At 69.4% G+C, this 21,078-nt stretch carries 25 protein-coding genes; 18 read left to right on the top strand and 7 right to left on the bottom strand.

The window, feature by feature from the left end; genetic code table 11:
* Nucleotides 1-80 precede the first annotated feature (80 nt).
* Genes mltA through FWJ24_RS00565 form a run of 3 tightly spaced genes read left to right on the top strand, consistent with a single transcriptional unit; the run spans nucleotide 81 to nucleotide 2,824 of the window.
* On the top strand, nucleotides 81-1,205 hold the full coding sequence (mltA, locus tag FWJ24_RS00575) for a murein transglycosylase A (protein ID WP_246155450.1): 1,125 nt from the start codon (nucleotides 81-83) through the stop codon (nucleotides 1,203-1,205).
* Complete coding sequence (locus FWJ24_RS00570) at nucleotides 1,202-1,774, top strand: Smr/MutS family protein (protein WP_150285841.1); 573 nt, start codon at nucleotides 1,202-1,204, stop codon at nucleotides 1,772-1,774. The genes mltA and FWJ24_RS00570 overlap by 4 nt, the downstream gene beginning before the upstream one ends.
* 54 nt (nucleotides 1,775-1,828) lie before the next feature.
* Nucleotides 1,829-2,824, top strand: a complete 996-nt coding sequence (locus FWJ24_RS00565; protein WP_150285840.1) for an adenosine kinase — start codon at nucleotides 1,829-1,831, stop codon at nucleotides 2,822-2,824.
* A 9-nt stretch (nucleotides 2,825-2,833) separates the two neighbouring features.
* On the opposite strand, the gene coaA is transcribed toward FWJ24_RS00565, so the two are convergent.
* From coaA to hisB, 7 genes are read right to left on the bottom strand one after another with little or no spacing between them, the layout of a single operon-like run.
* Nucleotides 2,834-3,802, bottom strand: coding sequence for a type I pantothenate kinase (gene coaA / locus FWJ24_RS00560; protein WP_150285839.1), 969 nt, complete (start codon nucleotides 3,800-3,802; stop codon nucleotides 2,834-2,836).
* A gap of 36 nt (nucleotides 3,803-3,838) precedes the next feature.
* Nucleotides 3,839-4,162, bottom strand: coding sequence for a phosphoribosyl-ATP diphosphatase (locus FWJ24_RS00555; protein WP_150285838.1), 324 nt, complete (start codon nucleotides 4,160-4,162; stop codon nucleotides 3,839-3,841).
* Nucleotides 4,163-4,164: 2 nt separating this feature from the next.
* The gene (gene hisF / locus FWJ24_RS00550) at nucleotides 4,165-4,941 is read right to left on the bottom strand and encodes an imidazole glycerol phosphate synthase subunit HisF (RefSeq protein WP_150285837.1); all 777 of its coding nucleotides are present in this window, start codon (nucleotides 4,939-4,941) and stop codon (nucleotides 4,165-4,167) included.
* A complete protein-coding gene (gene hisA, locus FWJ24_RS00545) occupies nucleotides 4,938-5,675 on the bottom strand; it encodes a 1-(5-phosphoribosyl)-5-[(5-phosphoribosylamino)methylideneamino]imidazole-4-carboxamide isomerase (RefSeq protein ID WP_150286601.1) in 738 nt (245 codons plus the stop codon). Before hisA ends, hisF begins: the two co-directional genes overlap by 4 nt.
* An 11-nt stretch (nucleotides 5,676-5,686) precedes the next feature.
* Nucleotides 5,687-6,352, bottom strand: coding sequence for an imidazole glycerol phosphate synthase subunit HisH (gene hisH / locus FWJ24_RS00540; protein ID WP_150285836.1), 666 nt, complete (start codon nucleotides 6,350-6,352; stop codon nucleotides 5,687-5,689).
* Nucleotides 6,349-6,831, bottom strand: coding sequence for a DUF2628 domain-containing protein (locus FWJ24_RS00535; protein ID WP_150285835.1), 483 nt, complete (start codon nucleotides 6,829-6,831; stop codon nucleotides 6,349-6,351). The genes hisH and FWJ24_RS00535 overlap by 4 nt, the downstream gene beginning before the upstream one ends.
* Nucleotides 6,831-7,424 (bottom strand): imidazoleglycerol-phosphate dehydratase HisB, encoded by a 594-nt coding sequence (hisB, locus tag FWJ24_RS00530; protein WP_150285834.1) that lies wholly within the window; start codon nucleotides 7,422-7,424, stop codon nucleotides 6,831-6,833. Before hisB ends, FWJ24_RS00535 begins: the two co-directional genes overlap by 1 nt.
* Nucleotides 7,425-7,579: 155 nt before the next feature.
* On the opposite strand from hisB, the gene hslV reads away from it, so the two are divergent.
* The 15 genes from hslV to FWJ24_RS00455 all read left to right on the top strand — a co-directional run bounded on the left by hslV (nucleotide 7,580) and on the right by FWJ24_RS00455 (nucleotide 21,056).
* Nucleotides 7,580-8,134, top strand: coding sequence for an ATP-dependent protease subunit HslV (gene hslV, locus FWJ24_RS00525; RefSeq protein ID WP_150285833.1), 555 nt, complete (start codon nucleotides 7,580-7,582; stop codon nucleotides 8,132-8,134).
* Nucleotides 8,131-9,213 (top strand): hypothetical protein, encoded by a 1,083-nt coding sequence (locus tag FWJ24_RS00520; protein ID WP_150285832.1) that lies wholly within the window; start codon nucleotides 8,131-8,133, stop codon nucleotides 9,211-9,213. The genes hslV and FWJ24_RS00520 overlap by 4 nt, the downstream gene beginning before the upstream one ends.
* Nucleotides 9,210-10,517, top strand: coding sequence for an ATP-dependent protease ATPase subunit HslU (hslU, locus tag FWJ24_RS00515; RefSeq protein WP_150285831.1), 1,308 nt, complete (start codon nucleotides 9,210-9,212; stop codon nucleotides 10,515-10,517). The genes FWJ24_RS00520 and hslU overlap by 4 nt, the downstream gene beginning before the upstream one ends.
* 58 nt (nucleotides 10,518-10,575) lie before the next feature.
* Nucleotides 10,576-12,141, top strand: coding sequence for a murein biosynthesis integral membrane protein MurJ (murJ, locus tag FWJ24_RS00510; protein ID WP_150285830.1), 1,566 nt, complete (start codon nucleotides 10,576-10,578; stop codon nucleotides 12,139-12,141).
* Between the two features lie 62 nt (nucleotides 12,142-12,203).
* Nucleotides 12,204-13,277, top strand: a complete 1,074-nt coding sequence (gene trpS, locus FWJ24_RS00505) for a tryptophan--tRNA ligase (RefSeq protein ID WP_246155449.1) — start codon at nucleotides 12,204-12,206, stop codon at nucleotides 13,275-13,277.
* Nucleotides 13,278-13,369: 92 nt separating this feature from the next.
* The gene (locus FWJ24_RS00500; protein WP_150285829.1) at nucleotides 13,370-13,864 is read left to right on the top strand and encodes a universal stress protein; all 495 of its coding nucleotides are present in this window, start codon (nucleotides 13,370-13,372) and stop codon (nucleotides 13,862-13,864) included.
* Nucleotides 13,865-13,956: 92 nt separating this feature from the next.
* Nucleotides 13,957-14,514 (top strand): NifU family protein, encoded by a 558-nt coding sequence (locus FWJ24_RS00495; RefSeq protein ID WP_150285828.1) that lies wholly within the window; start codon nucleotides 13,957-13,959, stop codon nucleotides 14,512-14,514.
* A gap of 24 nt (nucleotides 14,515-14,538) precedes the next feature.
* Entirely contained in the window at nucleotides 14,539-15,231 is a 693-nt protein-coding gene (gene tsaB, locus FWJ24_RS00490) for a tRNA (adenosine(37)-N6)-threonylcarbamoyltransferase complex dimerization subunit type 1 TsaB (RefSeq protein WP_150285827.1), read from the top strand.
* A gap of 10 nt (nucleotides 15,232-15,241) precedes the next feature.
* On the top strand, nucleotides 15,242-15,778 hold the full coding sequence (locus tag FWJ24_RS00485) for a GNAT family N-acetyltransferase (protein WP_150285826.1): 537 nt from the start codon (nucleotides 15,242-15,244) through the stop codon (nucleotides 15,776-15,778).
* Nucleotides 15,779-15,855: 77 nt separating this feature from the next.
* Complete coding sequence (locus FWJ24_RS00480) at nucleotides 15,856-16,338, top strand: Fur family transcriptional regulator (protein ID WP_150285825.1); 483 nt, start codon at nucleotides 15,856-15,858, stop codon at nucleotides 16,336-16,338.
* Entirely contained in the window at nucleotides 16,335-17,198 is an 864-nt protein-coding gene (gene olsA / locus FWJ24_RS00475; protein WP_246155447.1) for a lyso-ornithine lipid O-acyltransferase, read from the top strand. Before FWJ24_RS00480 ends, olsA begins: the two co-directional genes overlap by 4 nt.
* A 10-nt stretch (nucleotides 17,199-17,208) precedes the next feature.
* A complete protein-coding gene (miaB, locus tag FWJ24_RS00470) occupies nucleotides 17,209-18,636 on the top strand; it encodes a tRNA (N6-isopentenyl adenosine(37)-C2)-methylthiotransferase MiaB (RefSeq protein ID WP_150285824.1) in 1,428 nt (475 codons plus the stop codon).
* 2 nt (nucleotides 18,637-18,638) lie between these two features.
* Nucleotides 18,639-19,688, top strand: a complete 1,050-nt coding sequence (locus tag FWJ24_RS00465; RefSeq protein WP_206110782.1) for a PhoH family protein — start codon at nucleotides 18,639-18,641, stop codon at nucleotides 19,686-19,688.
* Entirely contained in the window at nucleotides 19,681-20,154 is a 474-nt protein-coding gene (gene ybeY, locus FWJ24_RS00460) for an rRNA maturation RNase YbeY (protein WP_150285822.1), read from the top strand. The genes FWJ24_RS00465 and ybeY overlap by 8 nt, the downstream gene beginning before the upstream one ends.
* Nucleotides 20,151-21,056: a hemolysin family protein gene (locus tag FWJ24_RS00455; RefSeq protein ID WP_150285821.1), complete on the top strand. Its 906-nt coding sequence runs from the start codon at nucleotides 20,151-20,153 to the stop codon at nucleotides 21,054-21,056. The genes ybeY and FWJ24_RS00455 overlap by 4 nt, the downstream gene beginning before the upstream one ends.
* Nucleotides 21,057-21,078: the final 22 nt, after the last annotated feature.

Raw genomic sequence — 21,078 nt, 5'->3', positions numbered from 1 at the left:
GTGGCGCCGTGCGCTTCCGCTTCGCGGCCCTGGCTGTCACCCTAGCGATTCCTGCAGCCCTCATGTTCCCGGAATTGGCAGTGAGCGCGACCCTTGCGCGGCTTCCCCCCGGTGCAAGCGCCACTCCGCTCGCCTTCGAGGCGATTTCCGGCTGGGCGGCCGACGACCACGCCGAAGCCTTCGATGCCTTCCTCGAAACCTGCGCGCCGGCCCTCGACGGAAGCGCGGTCCTGCGGGCGGCCCTGCCCCCGCCGCCGGCGCTGATCGCCGCGTGCCGGGCAGCGCAGGCACTCGCGGGCGCCGGCAGGCCGGCGCCGCTGGCGGCCCGGCATTTCTTCGAGACGTATTTCATCCCGCATGAGATCCAAAATCACGGCGAGCCGGGGTTCCTGACCGCCTATTTCGAGCCGGAAGTTCCGGCCTCGCGTGTTCGCAGCGCGGATTTTCCGGTTCCGGTTCTCGCCCGGCCGTCTGATCTCGTCACCCTGGCGCAGGGCGAGCGCGTCGCCGGGCTCGATCCCGCGCTCCAGGCCGCCCGGCGCGGTCCCGCCGGGCTCGAGCCCTATCCCGATCGCGCCGCGATCTGGGCCGGCGCGCTCGACGGCCAGGGGCTCGAGATCGCCTGGCTGCGCAACGAGGCGGAATTGTTCATCATCCAGGTCCAGGGTTCAGCGCGCCTGGCTCTGGCGGATGGCGGCACCGCGCGCCTCGTCTATTCCGGGCGCAATGGCCATCCTTATTCCTCCATCGGCCGGAAACTGGTCGAGCGCGGCGAGATTGCCCTCGCGGACATGTCGCTCGAACGCCTGATGGCCTGGTTGCGCGCCAATCCGGCGCGGGGTCGCGCCCTGATGGAGGAGAACCGCTCCTATGTGTTCTTCGCGCGCGAGGATGACATTCCGGCCGGAATCGGGCCGGTCGGCGGCGCCGGCGTCGCGCTGCGCGCCGGCCGCTCCCTGGCCATCGACCGCACGATCTGGCCCTATGGTCTGCCGGTCTTCATCGACGCAAACCCGCTGCGTCCGGAGGGCGGGCGGGGGCGCATCGCGCGGCTGATGGTGGCGCAGGATACCGGATCGGCGATCATCGGCCCGGCCCGCGGCGATTATTTCATGGGCACCGGCGCCGCTGCCGGCACGCGCGCCGGTCTCGTGCGCGATGCGATGCGGTTCGTGGTGCTCGTACCGCAGGAGCCCGCGCCGTGAGCGGCAAGCCGCCCGCCCGCCGCCGCCGCCGCGAGATCACCCCGGCCGAACGGGTGCTCTGGGCCGAGGTCGCGCGCAGCGCGCGGCCGCTGCCGGGGCGCAGCCTGCCGGAGATCGCGGAACACCCGCCGCCCCCGGCCGAGACGGCCCCGCCGGCACCCGCGCCCGGCGCAACGGCACCGCCGCCGCGGGGGCCGGCGCCGCGCCCAATGCCGCCGCTCGTCGGCATCGAGCAGCGTTTCGCACGGGCGCTGATGCGCGGCAGCGAGCCGATCGATGCCCGCCTCGATCTGCACGGCCTGCGCCAGGCCGAGGCGTATCAGGCGTTGCGGGCATTCCTCCACGACGCGCATGCGGGCGGGGCGCGGATCGTGCTTGTCATCACCGGCAAGGGCGGGGATGCGGCGGGGATCGGTGAGGGCCGGGGAATCCTGCGCCGGCTGGTGCCGCTTTGGCTCGCCGATCCCGACCTGCGCCGGCTGGTCATGGGGTTCGAGAGCGCCGGCCGGGCGCATGGCGGCGAGGGGGCGCTCTATGTCCGGCTGCGCCGCAGGCGGCCCGGCGCTTGACGCCTCCGGACATCTCGGCCATGGGGTCGCGTTCCGCCTGCAACAGAGTGCCCCATGATCAGCGAATTTGATGTCCTCGCCCTCGGCAACGCGATCGTCGATGTGATCGCCCGCGCGGAGGAGGATTTCCTCGTCGCTCAGAAAGTCGCCAAGGGCTCGATGACGCTCATCGACGAGGCGCGCGCCGAGGCGATCTACGCGGCCATGGGGCCGGCGACGATCATTTCCGGCGGCTCCGCCGCGAACACCGCAGCGGGGATCGCGTCCTTCGGCGGCAAGGCGGCGTTCATCGGCAAGGTCAAGGCCGATCCGGTCGGCGACATCTTTGCCCACGACATCATCCGCACCGGTGTCGCCTTCGGCACCAGCGCCGCCATCGAAGGTCCGGCCACCGCGCGCTCCTTCATCCTGGTGACGCCGGACGGCGAGCGGACGATGAACACCTATCTGGGCGCCTGCCTCAACCTGACGGAAGCCGATATCGACCCGGCCACCGTTGCCAAGGCCAAGGTGACCTATCTCGAGGGCTATCTCTGGGATCCGCCGCACGCCAAGGACGCGTTCCGCAAGGCGGCGCGGATCGCGCATGAGGCGCGCCGCGAGGTGGCGCTGACCTTCTCCGATTCGTTCTGCGTCGACCGCTATCGCGGCGAGTTCCGCGAGATGCTCCGGGAGCGCATGGTCGACATCGTCTTCGCCAACGAGCACGAGCTGAAATCGCTCTACGAGACCGGCGATTTCGACAGCGCGCTGATGGCGCTGCGCGGCGAGGCGAAGCGCGCCGTCGTCACCCGCTCCGAGAAGGGCGCGGTCGTCATCGAGGACCGGCTGACAATCGAGATCCCCGCCGCGCCGATCGAGCGCCTCGTCGATGCAACGGGCGCCGGCGATGCCTTCGCCGCCGGTTTCCTGTTCGGTTATACCCAGGGCCTGGGCTACCGGAAAGCGGCGCAGCTCGGCGCGCTCGCAGCGGCCCATGTCATCCAGAAGATCGGCGCCCGGCCGGACCGCGCACTGAAGGATCTGGCGGCGGAGGCGGGGCTGCTCTGAACCGGCCGCTCACAGCTTCCTGAGCGCCACCTCTTCGATGCGGTGGCTCTCGCCCTTGCGCAGGATGAGATCGGCGCGCGGGCGGGTGGGGAAGATGTTCTCGCGCAGATTGGGCAGGTTGATCCGGTCCCAGAGGCCGAAGGCGACGCCGCGCGCCTCCTCCTCGCTGATCTCGGCATAGCGGCGGAAGAAACTCTCCGGCTTGCGGAAGGCGGTCTTGCGCAGGGTCATGAAGCGATCGACATACCAGCGCCGCAGATGCGGCTCGTCGGCATCGAGATAGATCGAGAAATCGAAGAAATCCGAGACGAAGGGGATGGGTTTGGCGTCGAGCGGCAGTTTCGGCGGTTGAAGCACGTTGAGCCCCTCGACGATCAGGATGTCCGGCCGGTCGATCACCACCTCCTCGCCGGGAATGACATCGTAGACGAGGTGGGAATAGAGCGGTGCCGAGACATTGCTCTCGCCGGCCTTTATGCGGGCCAGGAATTTGAGCAGCGCCGGCGTGTCGTAGCTTTCGGGAAATCCCTTGCGCTCCATCAGCCCGAGCCGGCGCAGTTCCGCATTGGGAAGCAGGAAACCGTCGGTGGTGATGAGGCTCACCTTCGGCGTGTTGGGCCAGCGCGCGAGGAGCTTCTCCAGCACGCGCGCGGTGGTGGATTTCCCCACCGCAACCGAGCCGGCGAGGCCGATGATATAGGGTGTCTTGCCATCGCCCGCCGAGAGGAAGCGCTGGGTGGCCTTGAACAGCCCCTGCGTCGCCGCGACATAGAGCGAAAGGAGGCGGGAGAGCGGCAGATAGATCGCGACGATATCCTCGATCCCGAGCCTGTCGTTGAGCGATTGCAGGCCCTTGATCTCGTCGAGCGTCAGCGTCAACGGCGTATCGGCGCGCAGATCCGCCCATTCATCGCGCGAGAAGACGCGGAACGGCGAGAGATCGACGTCCGGCGCGAGCTTCGAAACCTGCGCGTCCATGCCGGAACCTCCCTCAACGCCGGCGCCGGCGGCGCTTCAATCCGGCCTGCGCCGGGCCTTCTCCTCGATCCCGGATTGCAAGGTCCGGTTTTCGAGTTCGGCCAGCACATCCTGCACGGCGACGCCGCCGATGTGAAGCACCACCAGGAGGTGGTAGAGCACGTCCGCGGCTTCCTTGGTCAATTCCGTGCGGTCGCCCTGCAGGGCGGCGATCACCGCCTCCACCGCCTCCTCGCCGAGCTTCTTGCCGGCCTGCGCGGCCCCGCGCGCGACGAGCTTCGCGGTATAGGATTCGGCAGGGTCCGCCTGGGCGCGTGCGGCGATGCGGGATTCGAGGTCAGCGAGGGTGAAAGGGGGCATGCTCAATCCATCCTCATCGCGATCCCCGCGCGCGCCATATGCGCCTTCGCCTCGCGGATCGAATACGTGCCGTAATGGAAGATCGAGGCGGCGAGCACCGCGCTCGCATGGCCGTCGAGAACACCCTCGACAAGATGATCGAGCGTGCCGACCCCGCCGGAGGCCACGACCGGGATCGTCACCGCATCCGCCACCGCGCGGGTAAGCGCGAGGTCGAACCCGGCCTTGGTGCCGTCGCGATCCATCGAGGTGAGCAGGATTTCCCCCGCCCCGAGATCGGCGACCGCGCGCGCGTATTCGATCACCTCGATTCCGGTCGGGTTGCGGCCGCCATGGGTGAAGATCTCCCAGCGATCCGCCGCGCCGGGCGCATTGACCCGCTTGGCGTCGATCGCGACCACGATCGCCTGCGCGCCGAATTTTTCCGCCGCGCGGCCGACAATGGCGCGATCCCTCACGGCGGCGGTGTTGATCGAGACCTTGTCGGCGCCCGCGAGCATCAGCGCCCGCACGTCCTCGACACTGCGCACCCCGCCGCCCACCGTCACCGGCATGAAGCAGTTCTCGGCGGTGCGGCGGACGACATCGAGAATGGTGCCGCGATTCTCGTGGCTGGCGGTGATGTCGAGGAAGCAGAGTTCGTCCGCCCCCGCCGCGTCATAGGCCCTTGCGCTCTCGACCGGATCGCCGACATCCGCGAGATCGACGAAGTTCACGCCCTTGACGACGCGGCCGTCCTTGACATCGAGGCAGGGGATGATGCGGGTCTTGAGACTCACGCCGCCCTCCGGCCCTTGAGCATCGCCAGCGCTTCTCCCGCATCGAGCCTGCCGTCATAGAGCGCGCGGCCGGTGATGGCGCCGGCGAGATGCGCGCAATCGGGGGCGGCGAGGCGCGCGACATCCGCCATCGAGGCGAGCCCGCCCGAGGCGATGACCGGGATCGTGAGGGCATGGCCGAGCGCGATCGTGCCGGCGAAATCGAGGCCCGAGAGCATGCCGTCGCGCGCGATATTGGTATAGATGATCGCCGCCACCCCGGCATCCTCGAAGCGCCTGCCGAGTTCGGCGGCGTCGAGATCGGAGGTTTCGGCCCAGCCCTCCACGGCGACCTTGCCGTCGCGCGCGTCGATCCCGACCGCGATCTGCCCCGGAAATGCCCGCGCCGCGGCGCGCACGAAATCCGGGTCGCGCAGGGCCGCGGTGCCGATGATGACGCGCGCGACGCCGCGCGCCAACCAGCCTTCCACCTGCGCCATGCGCCGGATGCCGCCGCCGAGCTGCACGGGGAAGCGCACCGCGCCGAGAATGGCCTCGACCGCCGCCGCGTTCACCGGCCGGCCGGCAAAGGCGCCGTCGAGATCGACGACATGCAGCGCCTCGAAACCCTGCCGCTCGAAGGCGGTCGCCTGCGCGGCCGGATCGTCGGCGAACACTGTCGCCTGCGCCATGTCGCCCTGCTTCAGGCGCACGCATTGGCCGCCCTTCAGGTCGATCGCGGGATAGAGGATCATCGCCATGGTTTTCAGGGCGCCCATTTCAGGAAATTGGCAAGCAGTTTCAGCCCTAGCCTCTGGCTTTTCTCGGGGTGGAACTGCGTGCCGACGATCGTGTCCCGCCCCACGATCGCGGAAACCGGGCCGCCGTAATCCGCGGTCGCGAGGAGATCGGTCGCATGCGCGGGCAGCAGGTGGAAGGAATGCAGGAAATAGGCGTGAAGCCCCGCGGGGCCGAGCGTCAGCCCGTCGAGAACCGGGTGGGCGCGGCGCGCTTCGAGCGTGTTCCACCCCATATGCGGTACTTTGAGGTGCCGCGAGACCAGACCGGGCGATTGCGGATCCAGCGCCACCACCCGGCCCGGAATCCAGCCGAGCCCCGCGGTCTCGCCCCGCTCCTCGCCGAGATCGGCGAGAAGCTGCATGCCGACGCAGATGCCGAGAAAGGGCCGACCCCTGACGCGCACCTGCGCGTGAAGCGCTTCCTCAAGGCCGTCGATGGCGGCAAGATGGTCGCGGCAATCCCGGAAGGCGCCATCGCCGGGCAGCACGATCCGGTCGGCGCGCGCCACCTCGTCCGGATCGGCGCCGAGCACGACATGACCGGTGACGCCGATCTCGTCCAGCGCCCGCATCAGCGCCTTGCCGGCGGAATGGAGATTGCCGGCCCCGTAATCGATCAGCGCGATCCTCACGGATGCTTCCTTGCTTCGGGGAAGAGCCCGAGCACCGGCGAGGGCATCGCCCCCGGCACCGGCACCGCAGGGGGCGGAAGGGGGCCGGCATCCGCATCGCCACCCGGAAGCGCCCCGGCGAAGAACCGGTATTCGATCTCGTCCCGGCTCTGCCCGGCCACAAGACCCGCTTCCTCGAAGCCGGCGGCACGGAGCGCGGCCCGACGCAGGCTCGAACCTTCGAGCGCGAACAGAACCTGCAATGCGAGGACGGCCAGCAGACGCGCCCCGGCAGGGATCGGGAGCAGCGCAATTCCGGCGAGCAGCGCCAGCGTCGCGATTAGCGCCAGCATGCCCCCGCCCCAGTGGCGATGCCGGAAGAGCCAGAACGGTCCGAGCAGAAACGCGCCCCAGCTCCAGCCGTCGCGCACGAAGACGGCGCGTTCGAGCGCCGCCTCGCGCGTGGCCATCGCCGGAAGATGAACCGTGTAGCGTGCCATCAGACCGACAGGGTCCCCTTGGTCGAGGGCACGCGGTCTGCGGCGCGGGGATCGCGCTCCGTCGCGAGCCGCAACACGCGGGCGAGGCCCTTGAACAGGCTCTCGGCGATGTGGTGGCTGTTTGCGCCGTAGAGACACTCGGCATGCAGCGTCACGCCGGCATTGGAGGCGAAGGCCTGGAAGAACTCGCGCACCAGTTCCGAATCGAAGGTGCCGATCTTCTCCGAGGGGAAATCGGCGCGGAAGACGAGGAGGGGCCGGCCGGAAATGTCGAGCGCGACGCGGGCGAGCGCCTCGTCCATCGGCATCAGGCAATCCGCGTAGCGGGTGATGCCGGCCTTGTCGCCGAGCGACTGCCGGACGGCCTGGCCCAGCGCGATGCCGACATCCTCGGTCGTGTGGTGGTCGTCGACATGGGTATCGCCCTCGGCGCGGATAAGGAGATCGATCAGCGCGTGCCGGGCGAGCAGGTGCAGCATGTGATCGAGAAAGCCCACGCCGGTCTCGATATCGGCGCGGCCGGTTCCGTCGAGATCGAGCGCAAGCTGGATCTTCGTTTCGCCGGTCTCCCGCTTCACCTCGGCGCGGCGCATGGCAGGTCCCCTCTCGCGCGGCGGGATCGCCGCAGGCCCCGCGCTTTAGCGAAAAAGCGGGGCAGCGGCAATCGAGGATCGTCGTGTCGCCCGCTTTGCAAACCCGGCGCCGAGCCCCTACATAGCCGGAGCGACCGCCAGATCCGGAGCAGCCCTTGTCCGAACCGCACGCGCCGCCGAGCTGGCACGCCACCACCATCCTTATGGTCCGCAAGGCGGGCCGCGTCGTCATCGGCGGCGACGGTCAGGTCAGCCTCGGCGCCACGATCATCAAGGGCAACGCGAAGAAGGTTCGCCGGCTCGGTAAGGGCGATGTCATCGCCGGTTTCGCCGGCGCCACGGCGGATGCCTTCACCCTGTTCGAGCGCCTCGAAGGCAAGCTCGAACAATTTCCCGGACAATTGACCCGCGCCTGCGTGGAACTCGCCAAGGATTGGCGCACCGACCGTTATCTGCGCCGCCTCGAGGCGATGATGCTGGTCGCGGATGGCAAGACCGGCCTCGTCCTGTCCGGTACCGGCGACGTGCTCGAGCCCGAGGGCGGCGTGATGGGCATCGGCTCGGGGGGCATGTATGCGCTTGCCGCCGCGCGCGCGCTGATCGACACCGAGGCGGATGCCGAGGCGATCGTGCGCAAGGCCATGCGGATCGCCGGCGAGATCTGCGTCTACACGAATGCAAACCTGGTGATCGAGAGCATCGAGGCATGATTTCCGAGGACAGTCTCCGTCTTGCCGTCGCGCGTGGCATTCTGAGCCATGAGCAGGCCGAGGGATTGCGCGCGCTTGCGCGTGAGCAGATGGCCCGCGAATTCGAGCCGGTGCCGGATCACGAGAAGCTGCGCTTCATTTCCGGCTTCGGCGATATCTTCGTCGTCATCGGCATCGGCCTGTTCCTCGGCGCCTCGGGTTATTTTCTCGCCGAGCATGCCGGGGTGATGGCGCTCTGGACCGGGCTCGTGGCGTTGAGCTGGGGGCTCGCGGAGCTGTTCACCCGGCGGCGCCGGATGGCGCTGCCGAGCATCGTGCTGCTGGTCCTGTTCTCGGCCTTCAGCTTCGGCATGCTCAATGCCGGCCTCTCGGAACTGTGGGGCCCGGCCCTGGCCGGAGGGGTGGTGCGCTCCGATCTCGGGATCGACATCGACCGGCCGGGAATCGTCGCGCTCGCCGCCCTGCTCACCTGCCCGCTGGTCGGGCTGCATTACTGGCGCTTCCGCGTGCCGATCACCATCGCCGCCGGCATCGCGGCGCTCGCGCTGTCGGCCTTCGCCTTCCTGTCGGCGCTGGCGCCCGCTTTCATGCTCCGCTCCGGCGGCTGGGTCATCCTGCTGTTCGGCTGCGGCGTCTTCTGGCTCGCGATGCGCTTCGATCAGGCGGATCTGCGCCGCGAGACGCGCAGAACGGACATCGCCTTCTGGCTGCATCTGCTCGCGGCGCCGATGCTGGTGCATTCCTTCATCTCGGTGGTGTTCGGGGGCGTCTCGGAGGTCACGATGGCCAAGGCGCTGGGGCTGATCCTGCTTTTCCTGGTGCTGGCGCTCCTGGCGCTGCTGATCGATCGCCGCGCGATCCTCGTCTCCGCCCTCGCCTATGCCGGCATCGCCTTCGGCACCCTGTTCAGAGAAACCGCGCTGACCAACGCGACGGTTCCCGCCTCGCTGCTGGTTCTGGGCGCCTTCATCCTCGGGCTGAGCTCCGGCTGGCAGCCGCTGCGCCGTGCCGCCCTCGGCCTCGCGCCGCCCGCGCTGCGCGCCCGCCTCCCCGTCGCCGCGAGCATTGCAAATCCATGACCGCCTTTTCCCCCCGCGAGATCGTCTCGGAACTCGACCGCTTCATCGTCGGCCAGAAGGAGGCGAAGCGCGCCGTCGCCATCGCGCTCAGGAACCGCTGGCGCCGCCAGCAGCTCGAGGGGCCGATGCGCGAGGAAGTGCTGCCCAAGAACATCCTGATGATCGGGCCTACCGGCTGCGGCAAGACCGAGATCGCGCGGCGCCTGGCGCGGCTCGCCGGCGCGCCGTTTCTCAAGGTCGAGGCCACCAAGTTCACCGAGGTCGGCTATGTCGGCCGCGACGTGGAGCAGATCGTGCGCGATCTCGTCGAGGTGGGGATCGGCCTGCAGCGCGAGGCGCGACGCAGGGAGGTGCGGGCCAAGGCGCATCTTGCCGCTGAGAACCGCGTGCTCGATGCGCTCGTCGGCCCCACGGCCTCGCCCGGCACCCGCGAGGCCTTCCGCAAGAAGCTGCATGCCGGCGAACTCGCCGACAAGGAGATCGAGGTCGAATTGCAGGGCCAGGCCGGCGGCATGCCGATGTTCGAGATTCCCGGCATGCCCGGCGGGCAGATCGGCGCGATCTCGCTCGGGGACATGCTCGGAAAGGCGCTCGGGCAGCGCGGCCGGCCGCGTCGGCTGACCGTGCAGGAGGCCTATGAGCCGCTTCTCGCCGAGGAAAGCGACAAGCTGATCGATCAGGAGCGCATCGTCGCGGATGCCATCCGGTCGGTTGAGGAGAACGGCATCGTCTTCCTCGACGAGATCGACAAGATCTCGGTGCGCGAGGGCCGGGCTGGCGGCGACGTTTCCCGCGAGGGCGTGCAGCGCGACCTGCTGCCGCTGATCGAGGGCACCACGGTGGCGACCAAGCACGGCCCGGTGAAGACCGACCATATCCTCTTCATCGCCTCCGGCGCCTTCCATGTCGCCAAGCCGTCGGATCTTCTGCCCGAATTGCAGGGCCGATTGCCGATCCGGGTCGAACTGAAGCCGCTCGGCGAGGAGGATTTCCGCCGCATCCTCACCGACACCGAGGCGTCGCTGATCAAGCAATATGTCGCGCTGATGGGCACGGAAGGCGTGACCCTGACCTTCGCCGAGGATGCGATCGCCGCGATCGCGCGCGCGGCCGTCGAGGTCAACACCAATGTCGAGAATATCGGCGCCCGCCGGCTCCAGACGGTGCTGGAGCGCGTTCTCGACGAGGTGAGCTTCACCGCAACCGACCGCGCGGGCGAGACGATCGTCATCGATGCGGCCTGGGTCGAGCGCGAGGTGGGCGAACTCGCCCGCAACGCCGATCTCTCGCGCTTCATCCTTTAGGCCGGTGCCCGCGCAAGCCCCTTGACGGGAGCCGGAGTGCTCCGCAAGGTCCGGTCCGATGTCGCTCGCGCTGCCCTTCACCATTGTCGGTTCGGCGACGCTGGCCTCGCGGGTGACCGGCTTCCTGCGCGATATCCTCATCGCCGCGACCCTGGGCACGAGCGCCATCGCCGATGTCTATGTCGCCGCCTTCCTGATCCCCAACCTCATCCGGCGCATGATGAGCGAGGGCGCGCTCAACGCCGCCATCGTGCCCCGCCTCGCGCGGCTTGAGCAGGAGGGCGGCCAGCAGGCGGCGCGCGGCTTTTCCGATGACGTGCTCTCGCTGCTCAGCGTGGTGGTAGTGGTGCTCGTCATCGTGGCGGAATTCGCGATGCCGCAGATCATGGCGGTGCTCGCGCATGGCTTCCGCGGCGATGGCGCGAAATTCGCCGATGCGGTGCTGTTCGGCCGCATCGCCTTCCCCTTCGTCGGCTTCATCCTGATCGTCGCGCTGATGTCGGCGCTGCTCAATGCGGTGGAGCGCTACGCGATTGCCGCGCTGGTGCCGGTGGTGCTCAACCTGCTGCTGATCGGCGTGCTGCTGGGGCTGCTGGTGATCGTGCCGGCGAGCCAGCGGCAGGCGGGGCTTGTTCTGGTCTCGACCGTGCTGGCGGCCGGCTTCGTGCAGTTCGTCCTGCTCTGGTGGGCGGCGGCGCGCGCCGGCTTCGACATGCGGCTGCGGCCCTGGGATGCGCTCAGGGGGCGGATCGACCCCGCGGCGCGCACCCTGCTGCTGATGGCCCTTCCCGGCATGGTGATCGCGGGTTCCGGTCATGTCCACATGATCGTCGCGAGCCAGTTCGCCTCCTTCGAGCCGCGCGCGATCTCCTGGCTCTATTTCGCCGACCGGCTGTTCCAGCTTCCGCTCGGCTTCGTCGCCTCGGCGGTCGGCGTGGTGCTGCTGCCGCGCGTCGCGCGCGCCCTTCAGCAGGGCGACGCGGCGGCGATCGCGGATGCGCAGAGCGATTCGCTGATCTTCGGCCTGCTGCTGATCCTGCCCGCGGGCATCGGCCTCTATGTCCTGGCCGACCCGATCGTGACGACGCTGTTCCAGCGCGCGGCCTTCACCAGCGCCGACGCCGAAGCAACGGCCGCCATCCTGCGCGTGCTGGCGATCGCGCTGCCGGGATTCGTGCTCGTCAAGATCATCCTGCCGACCTTCCTCGCGCGCGAGCGGATGCAGCTGCCGCTCGCGGCGGTGGCGGCGGCGATCGCCGCCAATGTCGCGGGGGTCTGGCTGCTACGCGACTCTGCGCCCCGCCTCGCTCCGGCCTATGGCGTCGCGATCGGCGCCTGGGCGAACGCCATCCTGCTGATGCTGGCCGTCAACGGCCGATTCGTCGTCCGGCGCGCGACCTATTGGCGCCTCGCCGGCGGGTTTGCGGCCGCGATCGCGATGGGCATCGCCACCGCCTGGCTGGCCGGGTTGTGCGCGCCGCTGCTCGACCCTGCGCGTAGTTTCGCCGTCAAGGGCGCAGCGCTTGCCGGGCTCTGCCTTGCCGGGGTCGCGATCTATCTCGGGCTCGCGCGCGGGCTCGGCGTCATCGACAGGGCGATGCTGCGCCCGCGCCGCGCGGGGTGACGCCGCTTGCCGCCGGGCGGCGAGGTTGCTAAGCCGCGCTCCGCAACAGGACAGGATTTGCCGTGAGCGCCAAGCCGATCTCGCTTCAGCCCTTCGCCCCGCGCGTCTTTTCCGGCGTGCAGCCGACAGGCAATCTCCATCTCGGCAATTATCTCGGCGCCATCAAGCGCTTCGCCGAGCTCCAGCATCGGCATGATTGCGTCTATTGCATCGTCGATCTGCACGCGATCACGCAGGCGCCGGAGGTCTGGGGCGGGCCGGAAGGGCTGATGCGCGCGACCCGCGAGGTGGCTGCCGCTTATATCGCCGCCGGAATCGACACCAAGAAACACATCGTCTTCAACCAGAGCCAGGTCGCGGAGCATGCGGAACTGGCCTGGGTGTTCAATTGCGTCGCCCGCATGGGCTGGGCGAACCGCATGACGCAGTTCAAGGAAAAGGCAGGAAAGGACCGCGAGAACGCCTCCGTCGGCCTGTTCGCCTATCCGATGCTGATGGCGGCCGATATTCTCGTCTACCGCGCGACGCATGTGCCGGTGGGCGAGGACCAGAAGCAGCATCTCGAATTGACGCGCGACATCGCGCAGAAGTTCAACAACGATTTCGGCGACCGGATCCGGGCGCTCGGCCTCGCCTCGGGTGAATATTTCCCGCTCGCCGAGCCGCTGATCGCCGGTCCCGCGCCACGGGTGATGTCGCTGCGCGACGGCACGAAGAAGATGTCGAAATCGGACCCTTCCGATTATTCCCGCCTCAACCTCACCGACGATGCCGATGCGATCGTCCAGAAGATCCGCAAGGCCAAGACCGATCCCGAACCGCTGCCCTCCGAGCCGGAGGGGCTCAAGGGCCGGCCGGAAGCCGAGAATCTCGTCACCATCTACGCCGCGCTCGAAGGCAGCGATCCGGCGGCGGTGCTGCGGCAATTCGGCGGCGGCCAGTTCTCGGCCTTCAAGAGCGCGCTGGCGGACAGGGCCGTGGCGTCCCTGGCGCCGATCGGCGCCGAGATGCGCCGGCTGACCGCGGATCCCGCCGCCATCGATGCCGTCCTGGCCGAGGGGGCAGCTCGCGCCCGCGCCATTGCCGGGCCGGTCATGGCCGAGGTGCGCGAGATCATCGGCTTCATTCGAAGCTAGGATACGCAGCGGAGTATTGCTGCCGGCCGCCTTGCCTCCGGCGCCCGGCTTTGGCACTGTGCCGGCGGCGGGGCGGTGCGACGGGGACTTGCATGGCATTCAGGCGGCGCGCCTATGAGCCGGGTCACCGGCCGAAGATCCTGATCATTATCGACGACACGCCGGAATGCGCGCGCGCGGCCCTGTTCGCCGCCCGGCGCGCCCGCCGGTCCGGCGCCAATATCGTGATGCTCGCGGTGATCGAGCCGCCGGATGGCCAGCCCTGGCTCGGGATCGGCGATCTCATGCAGGCCGAGGCCGAGGTCGAGGCCGGGGAGCGGCTCGACCGGGCGGCGGAGCTGGTCCGCCGCGAGGCCGGCTTTGAGCCGGAGCGCGTCATCCGCACCGGCGCCGCCTCCGAGGAGGTGATGGCGCTGATCGAGGCGGACGAGGACATCGCCATCCTCGTGCTCGCAGCCGGCACGGGCAAGGAGGGGCCCGGCCCGCTCGTCTCGCTGATTGCCGGCAAGGTGGCGGCGAGCTTCCCCGTTCCGGTGACCATCGTCCCCGGCGGGCTGGCGGAGGCGGATTTCGAGGCCCTGGCCTGAGGACATCCATCTTTTCGCCGCCGCAAAGCGGGCCTATGTAGAAATGGCGGCCATGCGGCGATCCTGCATGCGAAGCCGCGCAAGAGGCCGAAATGTTCATCCAGACCGAAGCGACACCCAATCCCGCGACGCTGAAATTCCTGCCCGGACGCGAGGTGCTCGGGGAGGGCACGCGCGAGTTCCGCACCGAGGCCGAGGCCGACGCCTCGCCGCTCGCCCGCGCCCTGTTCTCTATTCCGGGGGTGAGCGGCGTGCTGTTCGGGGCCGATTTCGTGACGGTGACGAAATCGGGCGGTGAATGGCAGCATCTCAAGCCAGCGATCCTCGGCGCGATCATGGAGCATTATCTCGCCGGCGCGCCGATCCTCGCCGAGGGCGCGGCACCGGAGGAGGGGGGCGAGGAATTCTTCGCCCCGGAAGACGCAGAGACGGTGGCGACGATCAAGGAGCTGCTGGAGACGCGCGTGCGGCCGGCGGTGGCGGGCGATGGCGGCGACATCACCTTCCGCGGATTCCGCGACGGTGTCGTCTATCTGACGATGAAGGGCTCGTGCTCAGGCTGCCCGAGCTCCACCGCGACGCTGAAGCACGGCATCCAGAACCTGCTGCGCCATTTCCTGCCGGACGTGCAATCGGTCGAGGCGGCGTGACGCTGCCCGGCCGGGATTGACGCGGTGCGAATCCTCGCCCTCGACACGGCCCTCGGCGCGACCTCCGTCGCGCTCTACGACGCGGCCGCCGATTCGGTGCTCGCGGCCGAGAGCGAGGCGATGGAGCGCGGGCATGCCGAGGCACTGATCCCCATGGTGGCCCGCGCGCTCGCACAGGCTGGCCTCGCCTTCGCAGAGATCGATCGCATCGCGGTGACGATCGGGCCGGGCAGTTTCACCGGCATCCGGATCGGCATCGCGGCGGCGCGCGGCTTCGCGCTCGTCCATCGCCGCCCGGCGGTGGGAATCTCGACGCTTTCCGCCTATGCCGCGCCGCTGATCTTCGGCGCCGAGCGGCATCCCGTTGCCGCGGCGATCGATGCGCGTCACGGCATGGTGTTCTTCCAGGCGCTTAATGTCGCCGGCCGCACCATCGCCGGTCCGGGCCTTTATACGCTCGAGGATGCCGCGCGCCGGACCGGCGACGGCGTGATCGCGTTTGCCGGCAACGCTGCCATGCGGCTTGCGGCCGCCCGCAAGGATGGCGCGGCCGATCCGCGTGCCGGCGCGCTCGTCCAGGCGGCCGCCGCGCCGGATATCGTCTGGGTGGCGCGGCTCGGTGCGGCCGCCGATCCGGCCACCGCACCAGCGCGGCCGCTCTATCTGCGCGAGGCGAGCGTCACGACCTCCGATGGCGCGCGCCTCCGGCGGGCCTGAGGCGCAGCGGATGATCTGGCGCTGGGCCCTGCCCTGGTTCTGGCTCTTTCTTGCGGGAAGCGGCGGTGCCCGTTTCCGCGCCGCGACCATGCTCGATGCGCCGCGCCTCGCGGAGATCCATGCCGAGAGCTTCGCGATCGGCTGGGAACGGCACGAATTCGAGGCGATGCTCGCCGGCGGGCATGTCGCCGATGTCCTGGTGCTGCACGGCCTTCTGGGCGATGTGCTGGCAGGCTTTGCGATCTCCCGGCCTGCGGCGGACGAGGCCGAGCTGCTGACCATCGCGCTCGATCCCGAGATCCGCGGCCGGGGCCTCGCGCGGGATCTGCTGGCCCGGCATCTCGCGCGGGTCCGCCGTGCCGGCGTCGAGCGGCTGTTCCTGGAGGTCGCGGCGGATAACGCGCCCGCCTTGCGGCTCTATCGCGGCGCCGGTTTCGTCGAGATAGGCCGGCGGCGGGGCTATTATGCCGGGCCCGGAGGCCGGAGGGACGCGCTTACCTTCCGGCGCGATCTCGGCGATCTCGATCCCGTGCCGCGCCTCGCGTGAGCGATTGCGCGGCGCTTGCCTTCCCAAGCCGCGCGCCGCTTGCTATGGGCGCCCGGATGACGGGAGGATGACGGCGCATGGCGGAGGCCGAATCCAGCATCGCGGCGCGCTGCCAGGCGCGCGGGCTCCGGATGACGGGCCCGCGCCGCATCATCACGCAGGTGCTCGAATCCGCCGATGATCACCCTGATGTCGAGGAGCTGCACCGGCGCGTTTCGGCAATCGCCCCGAAAATCGCGCTTTCGACCGTTTATCGCACGGTGCGTCTGCTCGTCGATGCCGGGATCCTCGAACGCCACCAGTTCGATGACGGCCGCGCCCGCTACGAGAACGCCAGCCATGAGCACCACGACCACCTGATCGACGTCGCGAGCGGCACGGTGATCGAGTTCCGCTCGCCGGAAATCGAGGAATTGCAGGCCCGGATCGCGCGTGATCTCGGCTACCGGATCACCGGGCACCGGCTCCAGCTCTTCTGCCTTCCACTCGAATCGCCGCCGCCGCGCGGCCGCCGCGCCCCTGCGCGCAAACCTTCGCGAACGCCGTCCCGAAAGCCATGATCGAGACCGCGCCGCTCCCCCGCCGGCTGATGATCGGCCTCAAGCTCGCCGCGCTCGCGCCGGCCTTCCTGCTCGGGCTGCCGGCGCAATGGCTTGCCCTGCGCGTGGCGCCGCCGCTCGCGCGCTGGATGCCGGTGATCTTCCATCGCTACCTGCTGTTCGTGCTCGGCGTGCGGATCGAGCGGCACGGCCGGCTTGACCCGCGCAAGCCGCTGCTGATCGCGGCCAACCATCTGTCCTGGCTCGATATCGTGGTGATCTCGGCGGTTGCGCCGGTCTCCTTCATCGCCAAGAGCGAGGTCGCGACCTGGCCGCTGTTCGGCACGCTGGCGCGACTCCAGCGCTCGGTCTTCGTCGAGCGGCAGCGCCGCGGCAAGACCGGCGAGGTCAACCGCGAGATCGCGGCGCGGCTGCGCGGGGGCGACGCGCTCGTGCTCTTCGCGGAAGGAACCACGAGCGACGGCACCCGCATCCTGCCGTTCCGGACCGCGCTGATCGGCGCGGCGCAGGCGGCGATCGGCGGCGAGGGCGGCGCCTCCCATGTGCAATCGCTGAATATCGCCTATCCGCGGATCGGCGGGTTGCCGGCCGGTCGGGCCGGGCAGCCGCTGATCGCCTGGTATGGCGACATGGATCTCGTGCCGCATCTCAAGGACGTGCTGACCCTGCCGGGGATCGATGTCCGCGTGACCTTCGGTGCGGCCCGGGCGGTCGGGCCGGGCTGCGACCGCAAGGCCCTTGCGCGGGAGATGGAGCAGGAGGTCCGTCAGGCGCATGTCCGGGCGCTGACGGGCCGCGACCCGGCACAAAACCGCATGGCGGGGGCTTCGCCTCTTTCCGAAGCGGGAGCGGCCGGGTAAAGAGGGGCAAATGGTCGATCGCTCCTCCAAAGCCGGAAATGCTGCCCTGCGCGGGACTGCCGCGCCGCGCCGCGTGCATATCAAGTCCTATGGCTGCCAGATGAATGTGCACGACGCCGAGCGGATGGCTGATCTGCTCGCCGGCGAGGGCTATGCCGAGGTGGATGCGCCGGACGAGGCGGATCTCGTCATTCTCAACACCTGCCATATCCGCGAGAAGGCGGCCGAGAAGGTCTATTCCGAACTCGGCCGGCTGAGCGCGATGAAGCGCGCCGGTCGGCCGGACATGCGGATCGCGGTTGCGGGTTGCGTCGCCCAGGCGGAGGGCGCGGAGATCATCCGCCGCCAGCGCGATGTCGATATCGTCGTCGGGCCGCAGAGCTATCATCGCCTGCCGGCGCTTCTGGCCGCTTCGCGTGCCGGCAAGGCGATCGATACCGAATTTCCCGAGGAGGACAAGTTCGCGCATCTGCCGGCGCCGGACCGCCGGCGCCTCGCGACGCGCGGCCCCACGGCCTTCCTCACCGTGCAGGAGGGGTGCGACAAGTTCTGCGCCTTCTGTGTCGTGCCCTTCACGCGCGGCGCCGAGATGTCGCGGCCGGTGGCGGCGCTTCGCGACGAGGCGCGGGCGATGGCGGCCGCGGGCATCCGCGAGATCACGCTGATCGGCCAGAACGTCAACGCCTATCACGGCGATGACGGACAGGGCGGCGCGGCCGGCCTTGCGCGCCTCATCGCGGAGCTGGCGGAAATCGACGGACTCGACCGGCTTCGCTACGCCACCAGCCACCCGCGCGACATGGATGCCGCGCTGATCGCCGCGCATCGCGACAATCCGAAGCTGATGCCCTACCTGCACCTGCCGGTGCAGAGCGGCTCCGACCGGATCCTCAAGGCGATGAACCGCCGGCACGACCGCGATTTCTACCGTCGCATCATCGACGAGACGCGCGCCGCCCGGCCCGATATCGCGCTCTCCTCGGATTTCATCGTCGGCTTTCCCGGCGAAACCGAGGCGGATTTCGAGGATACCATGGCGCTCGTGCGCGAGATCGGCTTCGCTTCGGCCTTCTCGTTCAAATATTCGCCGCGCCCCGGCACCAAATCCGCCGAGGGGCCGGATGACGTGCCGGAGGCGGAGAAATCCGCACGGCTAGCGGCGCTCCAGGCGCTGCTGGCCCAGCAGCAGGGGGCCTTCAACCGCGCCACGCTCGGGCGCGTTGTCGAGGTGCTGTTCGAGAAGCCCGGCCGGCATCCCGGCCAGGTTGCCGGCAAGTCGCCCTATCTCCAGGCGGTGCATGTCGAGGTCGGGCCGGAGGCCGTCCCGGATCATCTCGGCCGTATCCTGCCGGTGGAGATCACGGCCCTGGCATCGAATTCGCTGCATGGCCGCATCGCCGGGCCCGGACTCGGCCGCATCGGAGGAAAAGCCGCGTGACCCTGCGCCTCAGCGAGCCGTCGCGCCTCGCGGCCTCCGTCCAGGCCTCCCTCGAAGGGGTCGAGGAGGCGATCACGCTCGACGACAACCGCGCGGCGAGCCTACTCGTCGGCAATTATGACCAGAACATCGCGCATCTGGAGCGGCGGCTCTCGGTGGTGGCGCATGTCAACGGCAACCGCATCGTGCTCCAGGGCGCGCGCGAGCAGGTCGATCACGCGCGCCGCGTGCTCGAGAGCCTCTATGCCGGCGTTCGGAAGGGGCGGGTGGTCGGGCCCGGCGATATCGACGGCGCGATCGAGGAGACGGCGCTCCAGCGCGGCCTGTTCCCCGATTCGCGGCCGGCGGCGGAGCCCCGCGGCCGCGAGGCCTATGCCGGGTTCGGGCAGGTGGTGACGCGCAAGCGCGGCCCGGTCAAGGCGCGCAACGCCGCGCAGGATCTCTATCTCCGTGTTCTGGCGCGGCACGAGCTTGTTTTCGCCGAGGGGCCGGCCGGCACCGGCAAGACCTGGCTCGCCGTGGGCCATGCGGTGCAGCTTCTCGAGGCCGGCCATGTCGAACGGCTGATCCTGTCGCGCCCCGCGGTCGAGGCGGGCGAGAAGATCGGCTTCCTGCCCGGCGACATGCGCGACAAGGTGGACCCCTATCTGCGGCCGATCTACGACGCGCTCTATGATTTCATGGAGGGGCGCCTCGTCGAGCGCGCGCTCCAGACCAATGTGATCGAGGTCGCGCCGCTGGCCTTCATGCGCGGCCGCACGCTCTCGAACGCGCTGATCCTGCTCGACGAGGCGCAGAACGCGTCCTCGATGCAGATGAAGATGTTCCTCACCCGTCTCGGCGAGGGCTCGCGGATGATCATCACGGGGGATCCGACGCAGGTCGACCTGCCCTCCGGCCAGCGCTCGGGCTTCGCGGAGGCGATCGCGCTGCTTAAGGAGGTCGAGGGCATCGGGCATGTGAAATTCGGCCATCAGCACGTCGTCCGCCATGATCTGGTGCGCCGGATCGTGCAGGCCTATGAGGAGGCTTCGGGCGCGGGCGATGGCTGAGATCGAGATCCTCGTCGAGGCCGCGGGCTGGCGCGACCATGCCGGCGCCGAGGCGCTCGTCGAACGGGCGGCGCTCGCCGCGCTCGCCGGATCGGCGCGGCGCGGCGGCGTATCGGTCCTGCTCGCCGATGATGCAGCCCTGCGCGGGCTGAACCATGCGTTCCGCGGCAAGGACCAGCCGACCAACGTGCTCTCCTTCCCCGCCGCGCCGGTGCCGGGCGATCCGGCGCCGGCGCTCGGCGATATCGCGCTCGCCTACGAGACCTGCGCCCGCGAGGCTGCGGCCGAGGGCAAGAGCCTCGACGCGCATCTCGCGCATCTCGTCGTGCACGGCGTCCTGCATCTGCTCGGCCATGATCATATGACGGAGGCGGAGGCCGACGCGATGGAGGCGGCGGAAATCCGCATCCTGGCCGGGCTCGGCTATGCCGATCCCTATGCCGATGCCGGGCGGAGCACGCCATGAGCCAGGAGGACGGCCCCGAACGCGCATCGGCTTCGCTCCGCGAACGCGAATCCTGGCTCGATCGGTTCAAGACCGCGCTCGGGCTGCGCCCCGCGGCCTCGATCCGCGACGATCTCGAGGATGCGCTCGACGAGAGCGAGGCCGGGGACACCACGGAATTCTCCGCCGAGGAGAAGCGCATCCTGCGCAACATCCTCGACGCGCGCGGCCAGCGCGTACAGGATGTGATGGTGCCGCGCGGTTCGATCATCGCGATCTCCGAGATGGCGACGCTCGCTGAGCTGCGGGCGCGCTTCACCTCCGCCGGGCATTCGCGCCTGCCCGTCTACGGGGAGACGCTCGACGATCCGAAAGGCATGGTGCATCTGCGCGACATGTTCGCGCGCCTCGACGAACTGGACCCGGCCGCGCGTATCGGCGAAATCGGCCTCGTGCGGCCGGTGCTGTTCGCGCCGGGTTCCATGCCGGCGCTCGATCTGCTGCTCGAGATGCAGCGCAAGCGCATCCATATGGCGCTGGTGATCGACGAATACGGCGCGACCGACGGGCTGATCTCGATCGAGGATATTCTCGAGATCATCGTCGGCGACATCGAGGACGAACACGACGTGGTCGAGGATCTCGCGATCGAGATGCTTCCGGGCGGCGGGATTGCGATCAACGCCCAGGCGCCCCTCGACGAGGTGGAGCAACGGCTCGGCATTTCCCTTGCGGTCGAGGGCGAGGATGTGGATATCGGCACGATCGGCGGCTATGTCACCGCCTTTCTCGGCCGCGTGCCCGAGCCCGGCGAAACCGTGACCGCGCCGAACGGGCTGCAATTCGTGATTCTCGAGGGCGATCAGCGACGGATCCGTCGCCTTCAGGTCCTCGATTCCCGCATCGCCGGCGAAGGCGTGTGACGGCGCAATAGTCTAGAATCAT

This window comes from Rhabdaerophilum calidifontis, from assembly GCF_008641065.1.
Taxonomy (GTDB): domain Bacteria; phylum Pseudomonadota; class Alphaproteobacteria; order Rhizobiales; family Beijerinckiaceae; genus Rhabdaerophilum; species Rhabdaerophilum calidifontis.
Note: the sequence above shows the minus strand (reverse complement) of the source record. Positions and strands in the feature narration are given on the sequence as shown.